The sequence below is a fragment of the Yoonia sp. genome, from assembly GCF_036770585.1.
Lineage (GTDB): Bacteria > Pseudomonadota > Alphaproteobacteria > Rhodobacterales > Rhodobacteraceae > Yoonia.
In genome coordinates, this window is sequence record NZ_DAIPIW010000022.1 from 12622 (window position 1) to 36065 (window position 23444).

The window sequence follows — 23444 nt, forward strand, 5'->3', positions numbered from 1 at the left end:
CGCCGCCCATGTCCGCCTTTTCCGCCCCGATTGCCGAACAGATCTGGGACATGAAGTATCGCTTCAAACAGGCGGACGGCACCCCCATCGACGTCACGGTCGAGGATACATGGCGGCGGATCGCGACCTCGCTCGCGGCGGTCGAGAAAGACCCGCGCGCGTGGGAAGGCAAGTTCTACGACGCGCTGGCGGATTTCAAATATCTGCCGGCAGGCCGGATCACGGCGGGGGCGGGCACGGCGCGGTCGGTCACGCTGTTCAACTGTTTCGTCATGGGCACGATCCCCGACAGCATGGGCGGCATTTTCGAGATGCTGAAAGAAGCCGCGCTGACCATGCAGCAGGGTGGCGGCATCGGCTATGATTTCTCGACCATCCGCCCCAAGGGGGCAAGCGTGCATGGCGTGGCCGCCGATGCGTCCGGGCCCTTGTCGTTCATGGATGTCTGGGACGCCATGTGCCGCACGATCATGTCGGCGGGCAGCCGTCGCGGCGCGATGATGGCGACGATGCGCTGCGACCATCCGGATATCCAGGACTTCATCACCGCCAAATCCGATCCCGCCCGCTTGCGGATGTTCAACATGTCGGTGCTGGTGACCGACCCTTTCATGCAGGCCGTGAAGGCGGACAAGGCATGGGATCTGGTCTTCGCGGGCAAGGTCTATCACACCGTGCAGGCGCGCGACCTGTGGAACAGGATCATGCGCGCGACCTATGACTACGCCGAGCCGGGCGTGATCTTCATCGACCGCATCAACCAGATGAACAACCTGAACTATTGCGAGACCATCGCGGCGACCAACCCCTGCGGCGAGCAACCCTTGCCGCCTTATGGCGCGTGTCTCTTGGGCTCGATCAATCTGGCGAAACTGGTGGCCGATCCGTTCGGGGATGCCGCCGCGCTGGACGAAGGCGCGCTGACCGATCTGGTCGCAACCGCCGTGCGGATGATGGACAATGTGGTCGATGCCAGCCGCTTCCCGCTAGAGGCACAGGCACAGGAAGCGCAGGCCAAGCGGCGGATCGGGCTGGGTGTGACGGGTCTTGCCGATGCCTTGCTGATGGTCGGGTTGCGCTACGGCAGCGCAGAGGCGGCGGCGCAGACCGACAAATGGATGCACCAGATCGCGCGGGCGGCCTATCTGGCTTCGGTGGACCTGGCGAAGGAAAAGGGGGCATTTCCGCTCTTCGATGCCGAAAGGTTCCTGGCCAGCGGTGCCATGCAGGCGATGGATGATGATGTGCGCCATGCGATTGCCGAACACGGCATCCGCAACGCCCTGCTGACCTCGATCGCGCCGACCGGGACGATCAGCCTTTACGCGGGCAATGTCTCGTCCGGGATCGAGCCCGTCTTCGCCTATGCCTATACCCGCAAGGTGCTGCAAAAGGACGGGTCGCGGACCGAGGAAGAGGTGGTGGACTATGCCGTGCAGATGTGGCGCGACCTGAAAGGCGACGCGCCGCTGCCCGACTATTTCGTGAACGCCCAGACGCTGGCGCCACTGGATCATGTGCGCATGCAGGCGGCGGCGCAGAAGTGGATCGACTCGTCGATCTCCAAGACGATCAACTGCCCCGAGGACATCAGCTTCGACGATTTCAAAGAGGTCTACATGGCCGCCTGGGATCAGGGCTGCAAAGGCTGCACGACCTACCGTCCCAACGATGTGACGGGATCGGTCCTCTCGGTCAGTTCCGAGAAAGACGCCGCGCCTCGCTTTGCTGAAAATACTCCCGCCGGAGGCTCCGACAGCGCGGGTGGCACGGCCTTCCCGACTGAGGGCGAGGTGGTCTATATGTCCGAACCGCTCGACCGTCCGCAGGAACTCGACGGGGCGACCTACAAACTCAAATGGCCCGACAGCGAGCACGCGATCTATATCACCATCAATGATCTGGTGATCGCAGGCCACAGGCGGCCCTTCGAGGTCTTCATCAACTCCAAGAACATGGAACATTTCGCTTGGACCGTGGCGCTGACGCGGATGATCTCGGCGGTGTTCCGGCGCGGCGGTGATGTGTCCTTCGTCGTCGAGGAACTGAAGGCGGTCTTCGATCCGCGCGGCGGCGCCTGGATGCAGGGCAAATATGTGCCGTCGATCCTTGCCGCGATTGGCGGCGTGATCGAGAAACACATGATCGCCACGGGTTTTCTTGCTGGCGAAGGCATGGGCCTGAAGGGTGATCCGCAGGCGGATGTCATCGCGATCAATGGCGGCAAGCGGGGCAAGGCCTGTTCCAGCTGCGGCTCTTATGACCTGCGCATGGTCGAGGGCTGCATGACCTGCGGGTCCTGCGGCTATTCGAAATGCGGCTAGGCAGGCGCGGCATTTTGTAAACCCCCCTAGTCATTTTGGTGTGTCAGATGCATAGTGGGGGCAGCCAAAACGCCAGGGAATACCCATGTCACTTGCTGTGCCAAAGCTCCGCTCGTGCGAAGACTGCCCCATTCGGTACAACGCAGTCTGTTCGAAATGCGATCCGGATGAATTACATGAACTCGAACAGATCAAGTATTACCGGTCCTATGCGGCTGGTCAGACGATCTTTTTTGCAGGCGACTCGTTGGAATATGTCGGATCCCTTGTTTCCGGTGTCAGCAGCCTGACGCGGACCATGCCCGACGGGCGGGTGCAGATGGTGGGATTGCTGCTTCCGGGTGATTTCATGGGCCGACCGAATCGCGACTCGATCGATTGCGACGTGGTGGCCGAGACGGATGTGATGCTTTGCTGCTTCCGCCGCAAACCCTTCGAGAGGCTGATCGAGGACACCCCCCATGTCGGCCAGCGCCTGCTCGAGATGACGCTGGACGAACTTGACGCCGCGCGCGAATGGATGCTGGTGCTCGGGCGCAAGACCGCGCGGGAAAAGATCGCCTCGCTTTTGCACATGATCGCGGTGCGGATGGCATCTCTGACGGAAAGCCGGGCCGTCGAGGCGGTTTTCACGCTGCCCATCACGCGCGAGACGATGGCGAATTATCTGGGCCTGACCATCGAGACCGTCAGCCGCCAGATGACCGCGCTCAAGAAAGAGGGGCTGATCGCCTTCGACGAACGCCGCGACATCCGCGTGCCCGATCTGGCGGCCCTCAAGGCGGAAACCGGCGAGATCTAGTCGCCGCCTGCCCTGAGGAAGAACCGTGTCGTGACCGCCGTCGCGGCAAGGGCCAGCCCCATCCCGTAGCCGATCCAGATGCCACTGGGCCCCCAGTCCCAGACAAAGGCCAGCACATAGGCGGCGGGAAGTGCGATCACCCAGTAGCAGACCATCGTGATCGCGACGGGAATGGTGTTGTCCGTCATGCCACGTGCGGCCCCAAGCATCGTGCCCTGCACGCCATCGGCAACTTGCATGGCGGCGACGACAAGAAACAGACCGGTCGCGATGCCGATCACCTCGGGGTCGTTCGAGAGCTGGTTGGCCAGCCACCCGCGCGTCACAAGCAGGCAGGACATCACCACGGTCATCCAGCCGATGATCAGCCCCAGTGCCGCAAGGCCGATGCGGCGCAGGCGGTGGCGGTTTCCGGCACCGATGGCTTGACCCACGCGGATCGATACGGCAATCGCGACGCCTAGCGGCACCATGTAAAGCACCCCCGCCACCGCATTGACGATCTGGTTGGCGGCAAGCGCCGTGGCACCAAGCCACCCCATCATCAGGCCGGTGCAGGCATAGGCCCCGCCTTCGCCGATATAGCCCGTCGCGATGGTCGTGCCTTCCTTCAGCTGGATCCGCCGCTCTTGCGCGCTGCGTGCCACAGGCAGGCGGCTGTCCTTCGTCAGCGATGCACGACGCCAGATGATCCAAGCCAGACCAAGCGACACAGTCTGCGAGATCAGGCTGGCAAGGCCTGCGCCCAGCAGCCCGAAGCCGTCCCAGCCGCCGATCCCGTGGATCAGGATCCAGTTGGCGGGGACGTTCAGCGCCACGGCCAGAAAGGCCAGGCCCACGCCGATCCATGGCGCGTCGATGGCATCGAAGAGACCTTTGAGGGCGTAGAATAACGTGAACGGAATAAGCATGACCGCCATCGCGGTCCAGTAGCCGCCGACAAGGGCGACCACTTCGGGCGGCTGACCGATAAGCGGCAGAACCGGCCGCAGGGACAGCATCACGAACATCCCCACCGTCCCGCTGACCAATCCGATCCAGAGACCTGTTCTCGTTGCCTGCGACAAGGATTCGGGATGCGACTTGCCGTGTGCCTCGGCCATGCGCACGCCAATGGCCGAGATGAACCCGTAAAGGCCTGAATAGAAGACGATCAGCACGAAAGTCGTGATCGAGGCCGCCGCCAGCGGAAGCGTCCCCAAAGGCGCGATCATGATCGTGTCGATCACGCCGATCAGCGTTGCGGCGGCCATCGAGATCACGATCGGAAAACTCAATCCGGCGAGCCTGCGCATCTCGGACAAGAGTGTCGTGTCGGGCTTGATCTGGTCGGCGGCGATGGTCATGCGCAGGCCATACAGACCCGCGCCGACAAGTCAATTGCCCGTGCGACCTAGCGCGACATCAGGATCGGCAGGTCGGCCCGTTCCAGCAGGTTACGGGTCGCGCCGCCGAAGACCGCTTCGCGCAGGCGCGAATGGCCGTAGGCGCCGGTGACGATCAGCTGCGCGCCGACGTCTCTGGCGCGTTTCAGCAGGACTTCGCAGATCGGCTGATCGCTTTTTGGCAGCACGGCGACTTCGGAACGCGTGCCATGCCGCAAGAGGTATTGCACCATCGCGCCGCCGGGGTCGGATCGCTCGGCGCCGGTGCGGGAGGGGTCGATGATGCAGATGTCGGCGACCTCGGCCTGTTCCAGCAGCGGCAGGGCGGCGCGCGCGGCGGCCAGCGCCTCGGCCCCGTCGTTCCAGCCCATCAGGACATGACCGCCCGCCTCGGGTGCCTTGCAGCCTTTGGGGATCATCAGGACCGGCCTTTCGGCGGCAAAGAGACAGGCCTCGACCAAGGCGGCGGCCTCGGGGTTGTCCTGATAGGGGCGCGGCAGCACGACCAGATCGGAAAAGCGCAGCTTGCGGGCAAGATATCCGGTCAGCGCAGGGCCCTGGACGGTGGCGCTTTCAGAGGACCAGTCCTTGAATTCGCCATGCATCCGGTCTGCGAGCCATTCTTCCAGTTTGATCCTATGGGCGATGGCGTCGCGCGTCAGTTCGACGATCATCAGCGCCTCGGTGCCCATGTAGTAATTGTTGGTCTCGGTATGGCTGACGGTGACGATGTAGATATCAAGATGTGCGCCCATCCGCGCGGCCAGCGTTATCGCCGCATCCAGCCCTTCCGTCGAGCGGTCGGTATCGGTCAGAATCGTTGCGATGATCTTGTAAGACATGAGTTGCCTATCCCCTTGGTCGCGCCTTTCGGGGCGATCGTTCGCGCAAAACCGCCACTTACCGATCAGGCTGACACGCTTTGCAGGGCAATGTATTGATTCAGGTCAAAGTTGCCGTTGATCCACATCAAGGAAGCCACCGGCCCCAAACCCCATAAGCACAATCACAATGCACTGTCGGGCCCATCTGCGATCCGGCGAAAGAAGGGGATCTCTTATGGGGAACTACGTGAAGCTGATTGCGCTGGGGGTGATTACCCTCTTTGCCGCAATCGCAGCGAATTGGGGACGGGACGTCGCCTATGTCGTGCACGCCATCATCATCATGGGTGTCGCGGCATTCATGTTCGTGCGCGTCCTGCGCAGCATCGACCAGCCGGTCCATGCGACACCTGACGGCTATATGGACGATGTGGTCCGCGCCGGGGTGATCGCGACGGCATTCTGGGGCGTTGTCGGATTTCTGGTGGGCGTGGTCATCGCGTTCCAGCTGGCCTTTCCGCAACTGAATTTCGAGGTGCTGCAACCCTACGGCAACTTCGGCCGTTTGCGCCCGCTGCACACCAGCGCGGTGATTTTCGCCTTCGGGGGCAACGCGCTGATCATGTCGACCTTCTATATCGTGCAGCGCACCAGCGGCGCGCGGCTTTGGGGCGGCAACCTCGCGTGGTTCGTCTTCTGGGGTTACAACCTCTTCATCGTGCTGGCGGCCACGGGCTATCTCTTGGGGGCCACGCAGTCGAAGGAATACGCCGAGCCTGAATGGTACGTCGACATCTGGCTGACGATTGTCTGGGTGGCCTTCCTGCTGGTTTTTCTGGGCACGATCTTCCGGCGCAAGGAAAAGCACATCTATGTGGCCAACTGGTTCCTGCTGAGCTTCATCGTCACCGTTGCCATGCTGCATCTGGTCAACAACCTGTCGGTTCCCGTCAGCATCTGGGGCAGCAAATCGGTGCAGGTCTTCTCGGGCGTGCAGGATGCGATGGTGCAGTGGTGGTATGGCCACAACGCCGTGGGCTTTTTCCTGACCGCCGGGTTTCTGGGGATGATGTATTATTTCATCCCCAAACAGGCCGGCCGTCCGGTCTACAGCTACAAGCTGTCGATCATCCACTTCTGGGCGCTGATCTTTCTGTATATCTGGGCCGGTCCGCACCACCTGCATTATACGGCTCTGCCCGACTGGGCCTCGACGCTGGGCATGGTGTTCTCGATCATCCTGTGGATGCCAAGCTGGGGCGGCATGATCAACGGTCTGATGACCCTGCAAGGCGCATGGGACAAGCTGCGCACCGATCCGATCATCCGGATGATGGTGATCAGCCTTGCCTTCTACGGGATGTCCACTTTTGAGGGTCCGATGATGTCGATCAAGGCCGTCAACAGCCTGTCGCACTATACGGACTGGACCATTGGTCACGTGCACTCGGGTGCATTGGGCTGGAACGGCATGATCACGTTCGCGGCACTCTATTTCCTGACACCCAAGCTTTGGGGACGCGCGCAGATGTATTCGATGTCGGCGATCAACTGGCACTTCTGGTTGGCCACGATCGGCATCATTCTCTACGCGGCCTCGATGTGGGTCACGGGGATCATGGAAGGCCTGATGTGGCGTGAAGTCGATGCCAACGGGTTCCTGGTGAACAGCTTTGCCGACACCGTATCCGCCAAGTTCCCGATGTATGTGGTCCGTGGTCTGGGTGGGGTTCTCTACCTGTCGGGTGCGCTGATCATGGCCTGGAACATCTTCATGACGATCCGTGGCGGGGCGAAAGTCACCGCGCCGGTCGGCGTCCCAGCGGAATAAGGAGGCCCAAGATATGTCTGATACACCAAACACACCAGCCAAGGGCTTTCTGAGCAAGCACGCATTGCTTGAGAAAAGCCCGACGTTGCTGCTGGTCTCTTCGCTGATTGTCGTGTCCATCGGCGGCATCGTGGAGATCGCGCCGCTCTTCTATCTCGAGAATACCATCGAAGAGGTCGAAGGCGTGCGGCCCTACAGCCCGCTGGAACTGGCGGGGCGTGACATCTACATCCGCGAAGGGTGCTATAACTGTCACAGCCAGATGATCCGCCCGATGCGCGACGAGGTCGAGCGTTATGGCCATTATTCGCTGGCGGCCGAGTCGATGTATGACCATCCGTTCCAGTGGGGCTCCAAGCGGACAGGGCCCGACCTTGCCCGCGTGGGCGGCAAATACTCGGACGCGTGGCATGTCGATCACCTGATCGACCCGCAGTCGGTGGTGCCTGAATCGATCATGCCGGGCTATGGCTATCTGCTAAACACCATGGTCAATGCCGCATATACGGCCGATCTGGTGGCGACCCATCGCTTCGTCGGCGTGCCCTACACCGATGAGATGATCGCGGTGGCCGCAGCCGATGTGCTGGCGCAGGCGGACCCGGACACCGATGCCTACGATGATCTGCTCGAACGCTATCCCGGCGCGCAGATCCGCAATTTCGACGGCGCACCCGGTGTTTCCGAGATGGATGCGCTGATCGCCTATCTGCAAATGCTGGGCACGACGGTCGATTTCTCGACCTTCACGCCAGCTGCAAGCCGATAAGGGGGAATGACGATGACTGACACGACCCTTTTGACCCAACTTGCAGACAACTGGATGCTGGTCGCGATGTTCAGCCTCTTTGTGGGCGCGATCCTCTGGGCCTTCCGCTCGGGCAGCCGCGCTGTGCATCAGGACACCTCCAACATTCCTTTCCGCAACGATGACTATCCCGCGCCCGACAGGGCTGGCCGGTCTTCCAAAGACAAGGAGCTGCACCCATGAGCAGCCAAGACCACAAAGATATCGATGACGTCACCGGGACAGATACGACCGGTCACACTTGGGACGGGATCAAGGAGTTGAACAATCCGCTGCCGCGCTGGTGGCTGTGGAGCTTTTACGCCACGATCGTCTGGGGCATCGGCTATACCATCGCCTATCCGGCGTGGCCGCTGGTCTCGTCCGCGACGGCGGGCCTGCTGGGCTATTCGACGCGCGCCGAAGTCGCCGCCGAAATCGCCCGCTTCGAAGATGCCAATGCCGAGATCTCGGCGCAACTGGCATCGGCGGACCTCAACACGCTGAACGAGAACCCCGAACTGCTGCGATTTGCCAATTCGGCGGGTGCGGCCGTGTTCCGCACCAACTGTTCCCAGTGCCACGGGTCCGGTGCAGCGGGCGCGGTGGGCTATCCCAACCTGCTGGATGATGACTGGCTTTGGGGCGGTGATTTCGACAGCATCGAGTACACCATCCGCCACGGCATCCGCAACGAAGAGGACTGGGATGCCCGCTGGTCTGAAATGCCCGCCTATGACGACATCTTCAGCAACGAAGAGGTGGATCAGGTGGTGCAATACGTCCGGCTGATCTCGGGGCAATCGCATGATGCGGCGCTGGCGTCGGCCGGAGAAGAGCTGTTCGCAGAGCATTGTGCCGCCTGCCACGGCGAGGACGGTGCGGGCAACCGCGATTTGGGTGCGCCGAACCTGACCGATGCGATCTGGCTTTACGGCGGCAGCGTAGAGACGCTGGAGGAAACCGTGCGCTATGCGCGCTTCGGCGTCATGCCGCCTTGGGGCAATCGCCTGACCGAGGCCCAGATCAAGGCCGTCACCGCTTACGTCCACCAGTTGGGCGGTGGCGAATAGAGATCACGATCCCCCAACGTCCTGTTCGCGCATCTGTTCGGGGAAAGTGAAGGAAGGGCGTCTGCGCAAGCGGGCGCCCTTTTTGACGGGCGGTTTAGGCCTTTTGGGCCAGCCGCGCCTCCAGCACGTCGAAGGGCACGCCGGGTTCGTCCTTGGCGCCACGGATCACCAGCGAGGTTTTCACCGAGGCGACGTTGTCGGCGCTGGTCAGTTCCTCGGTCAGGAAGCGCTGGAAGGTCCGCAGGTCGGGCGCCACGCATTTGAGGATGAAATCCACCTCGCCGTTCAGCATGTGACACTCGCGCACCAGCGGCCAGCCGATGCAGCGTTTCTCGAAGGCGGTCAGGTCCACCTCGGCCTGGCTGACCAGCCCGACCATGGCGAAGACCTGCACCTCGAAGCCAAGTTCGCGGGCGTTGACATCGGCGTGGTAGCCCATGATATAACCTTGCTCTTCCAGTGTTCGGACGCGGCGCAAGCAAGGCGGTGCGGAAATCCCGACGCGCTTGGCAAGCTCGACATTGGTCATCCGCCCATCGGCCTGCAACTCGGCCAGAATCATCCGGTCGATTTCGTCCAGTTTCGTGCCCGGCATTGTGTTCCCTCTGATTTTTGCAGATGCTACGCAAGTTCGACCTTGGGCGCAACAATGTTTCGCAAAAGCGCAAGAAAAGAACGATTCCATGCCCCTGATGGGCGTCTTTCAACGTGCGCATGAGAAGGTTATATCCAAAGAGGAAAATGCAAAGAGGCCGCCATGTCCGACACACGCCACACCAAAGTTCTGATCATCGGGTCCGGGCCAGCGGGATATACCGCCGGCGTATACGCCTCGCGCGCGATGCTAGCGCCGATCCTTATTCAGGGCATCGAGCCCGGCGGCCAGTTGACCACCACGACCGAGGTTGAGAACTGGCCAGGTGATACCGAGGTGCAGGGCCCCGACCTGATGATCCGGATGGAGGCCCACGCCCGCGCCATGGGGTGCGAGATCGTCGGCGATATCGTCACCGACCTTGACTTGCAGAACCGCCCGTTCACGGCGACCTGCGACAGCGGCGCGGTCTACACGGCGGATGCGGTGATCCTGTGCACCGGGGCCCGCGCGAAATGGCTGGGCCTGCCGTCGGAAGAGAAGTTCAAGGGGTTCGGCGTCAGCGCCTGTGCGACCTGTGACGGTTTTTTCTATCGCGGACAGGACATCGTCGTCGTCGGCGGCGGCAATACCGCCGTGGAAGAGGCGCTGTTCCTGACAAATTTCGCCTCGAAGGTCACCCTGATCCACCGCCGCGATGAATTGCGGGCCGAAAAGATCCTGCAGGACCGCCTGTTCAAGAACCCCAAGATCGAAACGCTCTGGTTCCATGAGATAGACGAGGTGATCGGCGCCGACAGCCCCCTAGGTGTGGAAGCCGCCCGCGTGAAGCATACCAAGACCGGCGAGATCACCGAGATCCCTGCCAAAGGTGTCTTCATCGCCATCGGTCACGCGCCTGCCAGCGAATTGGTCAAGGACCAGCTTGAACTGCACAACGGCGGCTATGTGAAGGTCGAGCCGGGCACGACACGCACCGCGATCCCCGGCGTCTTTGCCGCCGGTGATTTGACCGACCACGTTTATCGTCAGGCTGTGACCAGCGCGGGCATGGGCTGTATGGCGGCACTGGACGCCGAGAAGTTCATCGCCGAGATGGAAGACACAAGCGCGGCGCAGGCGGCGGAATAAGGCGCCTTGGGCGGAACATCGTCGCAGCTTGCGATCATTGGCCAAGACGCGCGTATCGCAATCGCCGGAAAGGGGGGAATGTCCCCCCTTTTTTCTTTTGTGCGCTGGACATTGGCGGTGCAGCGCGTCTATGCCACAGCCAGTTTTCCGATAGTCGAGACCCTGACGATATGGCCCAAGACCTTGCCCCGATCCCCGAACTCTATGTCTCTTATGAGAGCGCCCAGAAGCTGAAGGTCGAGGCGGCGGACCTGCCCAGCCATGACCTGACGCCGCGCCAGATCTGCGATCTGGAACTTCTGATGAACGGCGGTTTCCATCCGCTGAAGGGGTTCCTGTCGCAGGCCGACTACGACGCCGTGGTCGAGAACATGCGCCTTGCGGATGGCACGCTCTGGCCGATGCCGATTACGCTGGATGTGTCCGAGAAAGAGGCCGAGACGATCGAGATCGGGCAGGATATCGCTCTGCGCGACCAAGAGGGTGTGATCCTTGCCACGATGACCGTCACCGACAAATGGGTGCCGAACAAATCGCGTGAGGCTGAAAAGGTTTTCGGTGCCGATGATCTGGCGCATCCGGCGGTCAACTATCTGCATCACACGGCGGGCAAGGTCTATCTGGGTGGTCCCGTGACCGGCATCCAGCAGCCTGTGCATTACGACTTCCGCGCGCGCCGTGACACGCCCAATGAACTGCGCGCCTATTTCCGCAAGGTCGGCTGGCGCAAGGTCGTGGCCTTCCAGACCCGCAACCCGCTGCACCGCGCCCATCAGGAACTGACCTTCCGCGCCGCGAAAGAGGCGCAGGCGAACCTGCTGATCCATCCGGTCGTCGGCATGACGAAGCCCGGTGATATCGACCATTTCACCCGCGTGCGCTGTTACGAGGCCGTGCTGGACCAATATCCGGCCTCGACCACCACCATGAGCCTGCTGAACCTCGCCATGCGCATGGGCGGCCCGCGCGAGGCGGTCTGGCACGGGCTGATCCGCCGCAATCACGGCTGCACCCATATGATCGTCGGGCGCGACCACGCGGGCCCCGGCAAGAATTCCGCCGGTCAGGATTTCTACGGGCCCTATGATGCGCAGGACCTGTTCCGTCAGCATCAGGACGAGATGGGCATCGAGATGGTCGACTTCAAACAGATGGTCTATGTGCAGGACCGTGCGCAGTATGAGCCTGCGGATGAAATCCTCGACAAGGACGAGGTGACGATCCTCGATATCTCGGGCACGGAACTGCGCCGCCGTCTGGCAGAAGGCATCGAGATTCCCGACTGGTTCTCTTTCCCCGCCGTGGTCGAGGAGTTGCGCCGCACGCGGCCGCCGCGGTCCCGGCAGGGCTTTACCGTGTTCTTCACGGGCTTCTCCGGCTCTGGAAAGTCCACCATCGCCAATGCGCTGATGGTCAAGCTGATGGAAATGGGCGGCCGTCCGGTGACGCTGCTCGATGGGGATATCGTCCGCAAGAACCTGTCGTCGGAACTGGGTTTCAGCAAGGAACACCGCGACCTGAACATCCGCCGCATCGGCTATGTGGCGTCAGAGATCACCAAGAACGGCGGCATTGCGATTTGTGCGCCGATTGCGCCCTACGCCGCGACCCGCCGCGCGGTGCGCGAAGAGATCGAACAATTCGGCGCCTTCATCGAGGTGCATGTCGCCACATCCATCGAGGAGTGCGAACGCCGCGACCGCAAGGGGCTGTATAAGCTGGCGCGGGAAGGGAAGATCAAGGAATTCACCGGAATCTCCGATCCCTATGACGTGCCCGCCAACCCCGAGTTGCGGCTCGAAACGGAAAGCGTTCCCGTCGACAACTGCGCCCATCAGGTGATCCTGAAGCTGGAAAGCCTTGGGCTGATCAAGGCCTGAGCGCAAGAAGACCGGGCGGCCAGTGGCCGCCCTTTCACGTCAATGGACTGTGACCGGTTCCATCTTGTTTTCGCGTGCAAGGTGGAACGCCAACTTGCGGTCGGCGACAAGGGCCAGTTGCTCGCCCTCGGCGTTGTGAACGGCGTAGATCTCTGACAGATCGCCGATCTGTTCCTGCACCTCGTCGGGCAGGTCGGTGGTCAGGACAGGCTTCACGTAGACGATGTTCTGCCCGATCTTGTCGAGGTCGAATTTCGTGTTCATCGCTTATCCTTTCCTGATCTTGATGGTCTGCACGATACGTTCCGGCTCGGCGCGGGTCAGATCGACATGCAGCAGGCCGTTTTCGATCGTCGCCTCGCCCACATCGACGCCATCGGCCAGCACGAAAGAGCGCTGGAACTGCCGCGCCGCGATCCCGCGATGCAGGAACACGCGGCCTTCGCTGTCGTCGGACTGGCGGCCACGGATCACAAGCGCGCTGTCTTCGACGGTGATCGACAGGTCGTGCTCGGCGAAACCTGCGACGGCAAGGGTGATGCGGTAGGAATTCTCGGAGGTCTGTTCGATGTTGTAGGGCGGATATCCGTCGTTGCCGCTTTTCGCGGTCCGTTCGACCAGCCGTTCAAGCTGTTCGAATCCCAACAGGAACGGATGGGTTCCCAAAGCCAGTTTTGTCATAAGACATGTCCTTCTCAAAGCGACTGTCGGTTGCGGCCCCGTCTGCGGCGACCCCTTGCGGAAAATATGGGGGCGACAGGCGTGATGATCAAGAGTGACAAGAAGGTTGAAACCTTTGCGGGAACGGCGACAATGCGCGCGGGGCGTATCGGGAAACGATTGTATGAACAGCTCATCCGAAATGGACGAAGCCGAAATCTTGCGGGTCAGGCTAGAGGTTCTCAGGCGCGAACACCGCGATCTGGACGAGGCGATCCACGCGCTGGAAGTCCGCGGGTCCGCTGACATGCTGACGATCCGCCGATTGAAAAAGCAGAAACTGGCGCTGAAGGACCGGATCGCGCAGATCGAAGACCAGATTTTGCCTGATATTATCGCCTGACAGGATTGCCGCAGCGGGGGGCTTGGCTATAGTGCCGCTTCCTTTCACGCGGTGAGGTAGTGACATGAGCAACCCGAGCGTCGGTATCATCATGGGCAGCCAGTCGGACTGGCCGACCATGCGCGAGGCAGCGGATGTGCTGGATGAATTGGGTGTGCCTTATGAGACCAGGATCGTCTCGGCGCATCGCACGCCGGACCGCATGTGGGACTACGGCAAGACGGCTGTGGATCGCGGGTTGCAGGTGATCATCGCTGGGGCAGGCGGGGCGGCGCATTTGCCGGGGATGATGGCCTCGAAAACCCGTGTGCCAGTGATCGGTGTGCCGGTGCAAACCAAGGCGCTGTCTGGTGTCGACAGTCTCTATTCCATCCTGCAGATGCCGCGCGGCTATCCCGTGGCGACCATGGCGATCGGTGCGGCGGGTGCCAAGAACGCGGGGCTGATGGCGGCCGGTATCCTTGCGCTGCACGATGCCGCACTGGCCGCACGGCTGGATCAGTGGCGCGCCGACCTGTCGGCCTCGATCCCCGAAGAGCCAAGCGATGACTGAACCGCTTCGCGTCGGCGCGACGGTCGGTATCCTTGGCGGCGGTCAATTGGGCCGGATGCTGTCGGTCGCGGCGGCGCGGCTGGGGCTGAAGACGCATATCTTCGAGCCGGGCGCCCATCCGCCAGCGGGCGATGTGGCGCATCGTGTGACCAGGGCTGCCTATGAGGATGCGGCCGCCCTGACCGCTTTCGGCCAATCGGTCGATGTGATTACCTACGAATTCGAGAATATCCCCACATCTGCGCTGGACCTTCTGGAAACCCTCGCGCCGATCCATCCCGGGCGGCGGGCGCTGGCGACCAGTCAGGACCGGTTGACGGAAAAGACCTTTTTGCAGGACCTCGGGTTGCAGACAGCGCCCTTCGCGGACATCGTGACAGAGGATGATCTGCAAGCGGCGCTGGGGACCATCGGCACACCGTCGATCCTGAAGACCCGCCGTTTCGGCTATGACGGCAAGGGGCAGGCGCGGATCATGTCGCCGGCCGATGCGCCGGGTGCTTTCGCGGATATGGCCGGTGCCCCCGCCATTCTGGAAGGGTTTGTGGACTTTAGCCGCGAAGTCTCGGTCATTGGGGCGCGCGGGCCGGATGGGGCGGTCGCCTGCTATGATCCGGGCGAGAATGTGCACAAGAGCGGTATTCTGGATACGACAACCGTTCCTGCGACCCTGACGCCCGCGCAGAGGACGGACGCGGTGCTGATCGCGGCCCGTATCCTCAACGCGCTGGACTATGTCGGCGTGATGGGGGTCGAGTTGTTCGTCACACCCAAAGGGCTGATCGTGAACGAGATCGCGCCACGGGTGCACAACTCGGGCCACTGGACGCAGAACGGCTGCACCATCTGCCAGTTCGAGCAGCATATCCGCGCGGTGGCAGGCTGGCCCTTGGGGGATGGCGCGCGCCACAGCGATGTGGTGATGGAGAACCTGATCGGCGATGACGTGCTGCGGGTGCCGGAACTGGCGAAAACCGGTGCGGCGATCCACCTTTATGGCAAGGCCGAGGTCAAGGCGGGCCGCAAGATGGGCCACGTCAATCGGGTGATCGGACCAGCCCGCTAGTCGGTGCCGAAGATGATGCCCGTCAGGCTGAGGGACCGGTCAAAGCGGCCCTCTTCCAGAAACACCAGCGCCTCTTCGATCACCAGCGGGTTGTTCATCATGAAGGTATGGGTGACCGGCAGAACGATGTGATCTGTCATCCCTGCGAGCCGTGTCGAGGCGACCGAGACCTTGCCGTCATCCGGCCCTTCGATCAATGCGGAATAGACAGGGTTCAGCGTGCGGTTGCCCGCGATGATGCCGATTTCATAGGGCACGGCGTTCAACTGGTTTGGCAGGCTGTTGGCAGCGGTCCCCAGTTGCAGACCCGCCGGGCCATTGACCCATTGGAAGGGCTCGAAGTCGCCGAAGATATCGACAAGCTCGGACCCGGCATTCGGAGGGCCAAGCATCACGACCCGTCCCATCCGCTCGGGGCGGTTGTTGGTCAGCCATGCACGGACCAGAATACCGCCCATCGAATGGGTGACAAAGTTGATCCGGCGGTCACCACAGGCAGCGACATCTTCGGTGACGTGATCATTGACGAGTGTCTGGATCGTCGCCTCGGTCGAGGGATAGCCGCGGTTGACCACGAAATAGCCCCTGTCCTCCAGCGCCAGTTGCATCGGCGTCAGCGAGATTTCCGTCCGTGCCAGCCCGTGCAGCAGCACGACGCAATCCTCGGCCCATATCGGGGCTGCGGGAAGCAGGGCAAGGAGGGCGGCCAGAAGCGATCTCATGCGCTATACCTAACACGAGACCATGACATCGAAAGACCCCATGCCCAGAAACCTAGCGTCGCGTCAGTAAGGACAACGTGATCCCGCCAAGCACCAACGCCCCGGCGACCAGCAGGCGCATGGTCAAAGGCTCGGCCAGGAACAGCACGCCGGCGGCGACAGCAATGACCGGCACGCCAAGTTGCGCGATCCCCGCGACGGTGGTCGGCAGGGCAGGCAGCGTCCGATACCACAGCGCATAGCCAAGGCCCGAGGTGATGGCGCCTGCGATCACGGCGGTCAGGGTGCCCGCAGGGTTGAACGGGCCTGTGCCGCTGAAGAAGAGGGCGCAGGCCACGATCGGCAGGCAGATCAGGAAGTTGCCGGCAGTCGCCCCCAGAGGATCCGCCTCGGCACGGCCCAGAAGCGTATAGGCCGCCCAGGCGATGCCTGCCGCCGCCATGGCAAGCGAGCCTGCAGCCGGGTCCGCTGCCGTGCCACTGGGCCACAGCAGGACGCCAAGCCCGATCAGCGCGATCCCCGCGCCCGCCCATCGCAGGGGCGGGATGGTGCTGCCTTCGATGACGGCCCAGCCGAAGATCACGACCTGTAGCACGCCGAAGAGAATAAGCGCCCCAAGGCCCGCATCAAGGCTGATGTAGGCCCAAGAGAACCCGATCATGTAGACCGCCAGCGCCAGCGCCCCGAACAGGCGCTTTGCCCGCAGAAGCGGGGGCCGTCGGGCCTGCCGCATCGCCACAAGCGCCCAGAGCATCGCAGCACCTGCGGCTGTCCTGATCGTCGCGAAATCCATCGGGTCCATGCCCTGCAGCGCGACGCCGATCCGGTTGAGGACAGAGTTTGCCGCAAAGGCCGTCATCGTCAGCGCGACAAGGGCGAAGGTCCTGACCATGCGCGGTCGCTATCCCTGCCGGTAGGCAAGCGGGATGGTCGTCGCCACGTCCTGTTCCCCGATCCCTGCCTTCAGGGCCGCCTCGAAGCCCTTGGCCGCATGGGCGACGCTCGGGGCCTCCAGCCCGAAAGAGCGGGCGACCCTCTGGAAGACGTCATTGTCCTTGTAGGCCGCAGCGGTGCTGAACCCGACGCTGTCGTCCTCGCCCAAGACCCGTGGCAGGCGGTCGATGAGCATCGGCGTTCCCGCAGGGCCGCCCGCGACGATCCGCATCGCCGTTTCAAACGACAGCCCCGCCCGTCTGGCCAAGGGCATCATGTCCTGAAGCCCTGCGAAATAGACCTGGATCATGCTGTTGTTGATCGTCTTCATCACCAGCCCCGTGCCAAGCGGCCCGACATGGAAGACGCGGTTCGAAAAGCCCGCGATCACGGATTGCGCGCGGCTGGCGGCAGCATCATCCCCGCCGATGAAGACGCCGCAGGTCCCTGCGGCGACCAGTTCCGGCCCGCCCGAGATCGGCGCATCGACGGCCGTTGCCCCCTTCGACGTGATCGCCGCGATCCGGTCTTTCAGGATCGTCGGCACCACGGTGCTGGTTTCGATGATTTGTTTGCCGCCAAGGTCGCAAGCAAGGCAGGCGTCGAGGACGCTGGCCACCGCCGTGTCGTCCAGAAGGCTGAGGATCAGCGTGTCGCTGTCCGCGACCAGCGCCGCGATCGAGGCTGCCGCTGCAACCCCTTCGACGGTCCGGCCGCTGCGGGTCCATCCGGTGACCGGATATCCCTGCTGGTGAAGCCGAAGCGCAATGGCACTGCCCATGCGACCCAAGCCAATGACGCCGATCTTTTCCATGTCCGTCTCCTGCTGTCGTGACGGGAAGGTGGTCTGGAATGGCGGAAAAGAAAAGGGCGGCCCCTGTCGGAGCCGCCCTTGGATTGGCGATGCGGGGTCAAAGCTCTCGGCATTTTCTGCGAAAACGCCTGCCGCTTTGCTGCCCGCGTCGAAACGCTGCGCGTTTCGACTTACATCATGCCGCCCATGCCGCCCATGTCGGGCATGCCGCCGCCAGCAGATTCCTTCTGCGGCTTGTCGGCAACCATGGCTTCGGTGGTGATCAGCAGGCCAGCCACCGATGCTGCGTCCTGCAGCGCAGTCCGGACAACCTTGGCTGGGTCGATCACGCCGAACTTGAACATGTCGCCATATTCTTCGGTCTGCGCGTTGAAGCCAAAGTTCTTGTCGTTGCTTTCGCGGATCTTGCCGGCAACAACCGAGCCGTCAACGCCCGAGTTCTCGGCGATCTGGCGCAATGGTGCCTCGACGGCCTTGCGGATGATGGTGATACCGACATCCTGATCCGAGTTCGCACCCTTCAGGCCTTCAAGGGCCTTGCCGCCCTGAACCAGTGCGACACCACCACCGACGACAACACCTTCCTGCACAGCAGCACGGGTTGCGTTCAGGGCGTCATCGACGCGGTCCTTGCGCTCTTTCACTTCGACTTCGGACATGCCGCCGACGCGGATCACGGCAACACCGCCTGCCAGTTTGGCAACGCGTTCCTGCAGTTTCTCGCGGTCGTAGTCAGAGGTGGTTTCCTCGATCTGGCCACGGATCTGGTTGACGCGGGCTTCGATCTCGGCCTTTTCGCCATGGCCGTCCACGATCGTGGTTTCGTCCTTGGTGATCGAGACGCGCTTGGCGGAACCCAGCATGTCGATGGTCACGTTTTCCAGCTTCATGCCGAGGTCTTCGGAAATGACCTGACCACCGGTCAGGATCGCGATGTCCTGCAGCATGGCCTTGCGGCGGTCGCCGAAGCCGGGTGCCTTGACGGCAGCGATCTTCAAGCCACCACGCAGCTTGTTCACGACGAGTGTCGCCAGCGCTTCGCCTTCGACATCTTCGGCGATGATCAGCAGGGGCTTGCCGGACTGGATCACGGATTCGAGCAGGGGAACCATTGGCTGCAGCGACGAGAGTTTCTTCTCATGCAGCAGAATGATGGCGTCTTCCAGCTCGGTCGTCATCTTTTCGGGGTTGGTGACGAAGTATGGCGAGAGATAGCCACGGTCGAACTGCATCCCTTCGACGACATCGGTTTCTGTTTCCAGGCCCTTGTTCTCTTCGACGGTGATGACGCCTTCGTTCCCGACTTTCTGCATCGCGTCGGCGATCTGGCGGCCGATTTCGGCTTCGCCGTTGGCAGAGATCGTGCCGACCTGTGCGACTTCGTCGCTGTCATTGACGGGACGGGCCATCGCCTTGATCGCCTCGACGACCTTCGAGGTCGCAAGATCGATACCGCGCTTGAGGTCCATCGGGTTCATGCCGGCGGCGACCGACTTCATGCCTTCCTTGACGATCGCCTGGGCGAGAACGGTTGCAGTCGTTGTCCCATCACCGGCTTCGTCGTTGGTGCGCTGGGCGACTTCCTTGACCATCTGCGCGCCCATGTTCTCGAACTTGTCTTCCAGCTCGATTTCCTTGGCGACAGAGACACCGTCCTTGGTGATGCGTGGCGCGCCGAACGATTTGTCCAGAACGACGTTGCGGCCCTTGGGGCCGAGTGTGACCTTCACCGCGTCGGCGAGGATGTTGACACCCTTGAGCATGCGGTTGCGTGCATCGGTGTTGAATTTGACGTCCTTAGCAGCCATTTTCATGTGCTCCTTGAATGAATAGAGGTTTCGATGGGGAAGGGATCACCCGGCCTTACATGATGCCGAGGATGTCGCTTTCCTTCATGATCAGCAGTTCTTCACCGTCAATCTTGACTTCGGTGCCGGACCACTTGCCAAACAGCACTTTGTCACCGGCCTTGACGGCCATTGGGATCAGCTCGCCGCTGTCCTTGCGGGCACCTTCGCCGACGCTGACGATTTCGCCTTCTGCGGGTTTTTCCTTGGCGCTGTCAGGAATGATCAGACCGCCAGCTGTTTTTGCGTCGCTTTCGATGCGACGGACCAAGACACGGTCGTGAAGTGGTTTAAATGCCATCTCAGAACTTCTCCAGTTCGTGTTACTCCAATGTTAGCACTCTGTCGTGTCGAGTGCCAACGCGCCGTAAGTAGGGATCACGCTTGGGTGAGTCAACACGTGCTTGGCAGCGGTCTTGCAAAAATATTCATGCTGGGAAGCTGCGCCCGCGCGGCAGGCTCAGCCCTTGTCTTCGGGTCTGTCATCGTCGTCTGAAAGGATGCGCCACGCATCGCCTTCCAGATCGTCGTATTGATTGGTGCGCAGGCTCCACAAAAAGGCGGCAAGGCCGACCCCGCCCAAGAGCAGCGAAACGGGGATCAGGATGACAAGCACGTTCATTGTCTGGTGCCTTTCAGTCGCAGCGCGTTCAACAGCACCGTGATCGACGAGGCCGACATGGCAATCGAGGCGATCAGGGGCGTGGCCAGACCGACCAGCGCCACCGGCACGGCGATGACGTTGTAGACGGTCGAGATCGTGAAATTCTCGCGGATGCGTTTCACAGCCGCGCGGGCGATCAGGGGCAGGTCGATCAGCGGTGTCAGGCTGTCGTTCAGCAGCACGATGTCCGAGGCCGCGCGGGATGCGTCGGCCGCGGTGGCCGGCGAGACCGAGGCATGGGCGGCCGCAAGTGCCGCGGTATCGTTCAGCCCGTCGCCGACCATCAGGACCTTATGACCTGCGGCAGCCAGCGCCTCGATATAGGCAACCTTGTCGTCCGGTTTGGTCTCGGCCTGCCAGTGGTCGACATTCAGGCTTTCGGCGATCCGTGCGGTCTCGTCGGCATCATCGCCCGAAACGATATGGATGGTCAGACCAGCCGCCTGCCATGCCTTGACAAGTGCTGCCGCGCCGTCGCGCAACTCGGACCGAAGCGTGATCCTTTGCGGGCGGGCGTCACCGATCTGCAGGTAGGTGCCTTTGCCCATGCCCAGCCAGGCGCCCGACCCCAGACGGATCGTCTTGCCGTCCCAGACCGCGCTCAGACCCTCGCCGCGGTGTTCGCGCTGGTCGCTGATCCTGGCGGGTGTCACGCCGTCAAGGCTGGCGAAGATCGCCTGAGCGACAGGGTGCGTCGCGTCCTGCGTCATCGCCTTGGCGATGGATTGCGCGTCGGGGTCCAGCGCATCGCGCGCGGCGGATGGCATGGTCAGCGTGCCGGTCTTGTCGAAGACCACGGTGTCCACTTCGGCCAGCCGTTCCAGTGCGGTCCCGTCCTTGACCAAAAGCCCCGCGCGAAACAGCCGTCCCGCCGCAACGGTCGAGACCGCAGGCACCGCAAGGCCCATGGCGCAGGGGCAGGTGATGATCAGCACGGCGACCGCGATATTGATCGACAGGCGGAAATCGCCGGACCAGAGCATCCAGAAGGTGAAAGCCACCAGCGCCAGCAGGTGCACGACCGGCGCATAGATCGCGGCGGCCTTGTCGGCGACGGCGGTATAGCGGTTGCGCATCGCCTCGGCCTGATCGACCATTGTGACCATCTTGCGCAATGTGGTCTCGGTGCCGACCGTGAGGGCCTCGATCGTCAGGGGCGCGTCCATGCTGATCTCGCCGGCGCTGACAGCGGTGCCGATCGTGGCCATGGCGGGTCGGGTCTCGCCGGTCAGCAGGGCGCGGTCGATCTTGCCCCTGCCTTGTGTGACGATGCCATCGACGGGGATCCGCCCGCCGGGCAGGACCTGCACCAGATCGCCGACCTGCAATTCGGCAAAGTCCACCATCTGGCGCATGCCGTCACGGATCCGCAACACGCGCGGCACCTCAAGCGCTGCCAGTTGCGCGGCAGCACTTGCAGCGGCCTTGCGGCTGCGATGGTCGAGGTAGCGGCCCACAAGCAAAAAGAAGGTCAGCGTGCAGGCTGCATCGAAATAGGAATGATTGCCGCCCTGAAGGGTTTCATAAAGCGATATCCCCGAGGCCAGAAGGATCGCCAGCGCGATGGGCACATCCATGTTCAGCCTGCCCACACGCAAGGATCGCCAGCCGCTGACGAAGAAGGGCTGCGCGGTGTAAACCAGTGTCGGGATCGCGATGACGGCGGTGATCCAGTGGAACAGGTGCATCGTCGCCCCTGCGGCCCCCGACCAGATCGCGACCGACAACAGCATGATGTTCATGTTCGCAAAGCCCGATACCGCGATCCGCGTCAGCAGGGCGCGCCCATAGGCGTCGGCCTCGGTCCCCAGCAGGCTGTTGTCCATGACCCGCGCCTCGTATCCCGCGAGTTCTAGCGCGTCGATCATCGCTTCGGCGGCGACCGGCTGGTTGGTGCCGACGGTCACGCGCTTCATGCTGAGGTTCACCCGGGCATTCGCAACGCCGGGGATGTGGCGCAGGGTGCGTTCCACGCCATTGATGCAGGCGACACAGTGGATGCCGGGCAATGACAGGACAACCTGATTGGTGCCGTTGGATCGTGCCCTTTCCAACTGCCCTTCAGGCAGGCCGATGCAGGCCGGACAGGCGGCGGTGTCGCTCATTCGGCACTCAGCGGAAAGCGGCGGCGGAAATGGGTGCCGTCTTCGGCCAGCAGTTCCAGCCGCAGGTTGTAGTTGCCGATGCCTGCCTCGACCGGCGCGGTCAGCGCGCTGCCGTTCCAGACGAAATCAGGTGTCTGGTCGTCCTTGACATGGGTGGGCCGACCGAAAATCGCGCGGAGCACCTCTGGCCGGACCGGATTGCCGGCCGCATCGAGGATGGCCACGGTCAGCACATCGTCCTCGAGCGTGGTGGTCACATCCCAGTGCAGCGCATCCTGCGCCTGCCGTTCGACCTCGAATTTCTGGCTGGCGACATAGGCGTTGCGGTCCTCGACCCCGGGAAAGGTGGCGATGGCGTTGTAGGCGAACCAGAGGTTCACGGCGATGATGATCCCGAACATGCCGAGCATCAGTGCCAGCATGTGCCAGCCGGTGAATTCGAAGTCGCGAGTCATTGCGGGACCCTCCCGTTGAAGATGGCATCCTGGTAGGCGCGTTCGCCGGAAACGATGTCTTCGACCCAGAACCGCAGTCCGGTGACATCTCTGGTGGCGGCGGGGTCTTGCGGCCTTGCCGTCACATAGACGCGCTGCAGGTAGGTTTCGTTGGCGGGCACCGTGATGCTGCGTTCCGCCGTGCCCTCAAGCGCGATCCGCAGCACATCGTCCGAGATCAGCGACAGATGGAACACGCGGTCCTCGCCGTGTTTGTTCAGAAGGCGGATATCGTAGATATTGCGGACCGATCCGTCCGACAGCGTCACGAAGGTCGGATTGCGCACGGCGGCGACGGTCATCTCGATATCGGCGCGGATGAACAGCGCAAAGACCAGCCCGATCCCGATCGCGGCCCAAAGCGTCGTGTAGATCATCGTGCGCAGCCGGAAGACATGCTGCCAGAGCTTCTTGGCCGGTTTGCCCTTGGCCTCTTCCTCTTGATCCGACAGCGCCAGATAGTCGATCAGCCCGCGCGGCTTGCCGATGCGCGCCATGACGTCATCGCAGGCGTCGATGCAAAGGGCGCAGGTGATGCACTCCATCTGCTG

General features: G+C 62.4%; 25 protein-coding genes. 11 read left to right on the top strand and 14 right to left on the bottom strand.

What is annotated here, in order from left to right:
* Positions 1-8: 8 nt before the first annotated feature.
* On the top strand, positions 9-2324 hold the full coding sequence (locus V7N12_RS05975; protein WP_333713375.1) for an adenosylcobalamin-dependent ribonucleoside-diphosphate reductase: 2316 nt from the start codon (positions 9-11) through the stop codon (positions 2322-2324).
* Between the two features lie 85 nt (positions 2325-2409).
* A complete protein-coding gene (gene fnrL / locus V7N12_RS05980) occupies positions 2410-3126 on the top strand; it encodes a transcriptional regulator FnrL (protein ID WP_333713377.1) in 717 nt (238 codons plus the stop codon).
* Here fnrL and V7N12_RS05985 read toward each other — a convergent pair.
* Complete coding sequence (locus V7N12_RS05985; protein WP_333713379.1) at positions 3123-4472, bottom strand: MATE family efflux transporter; 1350 nt, start codon at positions 4470-4472, stop codon at positions 3123-3125. The two genes, fnrL and V7N12_RS05985, sit on opposite strands and share 4 nt — an antisense overlap.
* 47 nt (positions 4473-4519) lie before the next feature.
* A complete protein-coding gene (locus V7N12_RS05990; protein WP_333713380.1) occupies positions 4520-5353 on the bottom strand; it encodes a universal stress protein in 834 nt (277 codons plus the stop codon).
* Between the two features lie 217 nt (positions 5354-5570).
* Between V7N12_RS05990 and ccoN the strand changes: the two genes are divergently transcribed.
* The 4 genes from ccoN to ccoP are packed head-to-tail and all read left to right on the top strand — an operon-like array spanning position 5571 to position 9026.
* Entirely contained in the window at positions 5571-7166 is a 1596-nt protein-coding gene (gene ccoN, locus V7N12_RS05995) for a cytochrome-c oxidase, cbb3-type subunit I (protein WP_333713381.1), read from the top strand.
* A gap of 13 nt (positions 7167-7179) precedes the next feature.
* Positions 7180-7935 (top strand): cytochrome-c oxidase, cbb3-type subunit II, encoded by a 756-nt coding sequence (gene ccoO, locus V7N12_RS06000; RefSeq protein ID WP_333713382.1) that lies wholly within the window; start codon positions 7180-7182, stop codon positions 7933-7935.
* A 12-nt stretch (positions 7936-7947) separates the two neighbouring features.
* On the top strand, positions 7948-8157 hold the full coding sequence (locus tag V7N12_RS06005) for a cbb3-type cytochrome oxidase subunit 3 (protein ID WP_333713383.1): 210 nt from the start codon (positions 7948-7950) through the stop codon (positions 8155-8157).
* Positions 8154-9026, top strand: a complete 873-nt coding sequence (ccoP, locus tag V7N12_RS06010) for a cytochrome-c oxidase, cbb3-type subunit III (protein ID WP_333713384.1) — start codon at positions 8154-8156, stop codon at positions 9024-9026. The genes V7N12_RS06005 and ccoP overlap by 4 nt, the downstream gene beginning before the upstream one ends.
* A gap of 94 nt (positions 9027-9120) precedes the next feature.
* On the opposite strand, the gene V7N12_RS06015 is transcribed toward ccoP, so the two are convergent.
* Entirely contained in the window at positions 9121-9621 is a 501-nt protein-coding gene (locus tag V7N12_RS06015) for an Lrp/AsnC family transcriptional regulator (RefSeq protein WP_333713385.1), read from the bottom strand.
* Positions 9622-9783: 162 nt separating this feature from the next.
* Between V7N12_RS06015 and trxB the strand changes: the two genes are divergently transcribed.
* Together trxB and V7N12_RS06025 are read left to right on the top strand one after the other, a co-directional pair.
* Entirely contained in the window at positions 9784-10752 is a 969-nt protein-coding gene (gene trxB / locus V7N12_RS06020) for a thioredoxin-disulfide reductase (RefSeq protein WP_333713386.1), read from the top strand.
* A gap of 170 nt (positions 10753-10922) precedes the next feature.
* Positions 10923-12632 carry a bifunctional sulfate adenylyltransferase/adenylylsulfate kinase gene (locus V7N12_RS06025; protein ID WP_333713387.1) on the top strand — a complete coding sequence of 570 codons (1710 nt, stop codon included), beginning with the start codon at positions 10923-10925 and terminating at the stop codon, positions 12630-12632.
* A 39-nt stretch (positions 12633-12671) separates the two neighbouring features.
* On the opposite strand, the gene V7N12_RS06030 is transcribed toward V7N12_RS06025, so the two are convergent.
* Positions 12672-12896 carry a DUF1150 family protein gene (locus tag V7N12_RS06030; RefSeq protein ID WP_333713388.1) on the bottom strand — a complete coding sequence of 75 codons (225 nt, stop codon included), beginning with the start codon at positions 12894-12896 and terminating at the stop codon, positions 12672-12674.
* Positions 12897-12899: 3 nt separating this feature from the next.
* Positions 12900-13313: an Hsp20 family protein gene (locus tag V7N12_RS06035; RefSeq protein ID WP_333713389.1), complete on the bottom strand. Its 414-nt coding sequence runs from the start codon at positions 13311-13313 to the stop codon at positions 12900-12902.
* 163 nt (positions 13314-13476) lie between these two features.
* On the opposite strand from V7N12_RS06035, the gene V7N12_RS06040 reads away from it, so the two are divergent.
* The 3 genes from V7N12_RS06040 to V7N12_RS06050 all read left to right on the top strand — a co-directional run bounded on the left by V7N12_RS06040 (position 13477) and on the right by V7N12_RS06050 (position 15314).
* The gene (locus tag V7N12_RS06040; protein WP_333713390.1) at positions 13477-13695 is read left to right on the top strand and encodes a YdcH family protein; all 219 of its coding nucleotides are present in this window, start codon (positions 13477-13479) and stop codon (positions 13693-13695) included.
* A 64-nt stretch (positions 13696-13759) separates the two neighbouring features.
* Complete coding sequence (purE, locus tag V7N12_RS06045) at positions 13760-14248, top strand: 5-(carboxyamino)imidazole ribonucleotide mutase (protein ID WP_333713391.1); 489 nt, start codon at positions 13760-13762, stop codon at positions 14246-14248.
* Positions 14241-15314 (top strand): 5-(carboxyamino)imidazole ribonucleotide synthase, encoded by a 1074-nt coding sequence (locus tag V7N12_RS06050; protein WP_333713392.1) that lies wholly within the window; start codon positions 14241-14243, stop codon positions 15312-15314. The genes purE and V7N12_RS06050 overlap by 8 nt, the downstream gene beginning before the upstream one ends.
* Here the strand turns inward: V7N12_RS06050 and V7N12_RS06055 are convergent.
* The 9 genes from V7N12_RS06055 to V7N12_RS06095 form a co-directional block, all read right to left on the bottom strand.
* Positions 15311-16036: an alpha/beta fold hydrolase gene (locus V7N12_RS06055; RefSeq protein WP_333713393.1), complete on the bottom strand. Its 726-nt coding sequence runs from the start codon at positions 16034-16036 to the stop codon at positions 15311-15313. The two genes, V7N12_RS06050 and V7N12_RS06055, sit on opposite strands and share 4 nt — an antisense overlap.
* Before the next feature lie 52 nt (positions 16037-16088).
* Positions 16089-16928: a DMT family transporter gene (locus tag V7N12_RS06060; protein WP_333713394.1), complete on the bottom strand. Its 840-nt coding sequence runs from the start codon at positions 16926-16928 to the stop codon at positions 16089-16091.
* A 9-nt stretch (positions 16929-16937) separates the two neighbouring features.
* Positions 16938-18065, bottom strand: coding sequence for an NAD(P)-dependent oxidoreductase (locus V7N12_RS06065; protein ID WP_333713404.1), 1128 nt, complete (start codon positions 18063-18065; stop codon positions 16938-16940).
* Positions 17954-19591, bottom strand: coding sequence for a chaperonin GroEL (gene groL / locus V7N12_RS06070; protein WP_333713406.1), 1638 nt, complete (start codon positions 19589-19591; stop codon positions 17954-17956). Before groL ends, V7N12_RS06065 begins: the two co-directional genes overlap by 112 nt.
* 55 nt (positions 19592-19646) lie before the next feature.
* Complete coding sequence (locus V7N12_RS06075) at positions 19647-19931, bottom strand: co-chaperone GroES (RefSeq protein ID WP_333713395.1); 285 nt, start codon at positions 19929-19931, stop codon at positions 19647-19649.
* A gap of 159 nt (positions 19932-20090) precedes the next feature.
* Positions 20091-20252 carry a cbb3-type cytochrome oxidase assembly protein CcoS gene (ccoS, locus tag V7N12_RS06080; protein ID WP_333713396.1) on the bottom strand — a complete coding sequence of 54 codons (162 nt, stop codon included), beginning with the start codon at positions 20250-20252 and terminating at the stop codon, positions 20091-20093.
* Positions 20249-22399, bottom strand: a complete 2151-nt coding sequence (locus V7N12_RS06085) for a heavy metal translocating P-type ATPase (RefSeq protein ID WP_333713397.1) — start codon at positions 22397-22399, stop codon at positions 20249-20251. Before V7N12_RS06085 ends, ccoS begins: the two co-directional genes overlap by 4 nt.
* Positions 22396-22854 carry a FixH family protein gene (locus V7N12_RS06090; RefSeq protein ID WP_333713398.1) on the bottom strand — a complete coding sequence of 153 codons (459 nt, stop codon included), beginning with the start codon at positions 22852-22854 and terminating at the stop codon, positions 22396-22398. The genes V7N12_RS06085 and V7N12_RS06090 overlap by 4 nt, the downstream gene beginning before the upstream one ends.
* On the bottom strand, positions 22851-23444 hold a 594-nt coding region (locus tag V7N12_RS06095; RefSeq protein WP_333713400.1), incomplete at its 5' end, for a FixG Ig-like domain-containing protein. The genes V7N12_RS06090 and V7N12_RS06095, both read right to left, overlap by 4 nt.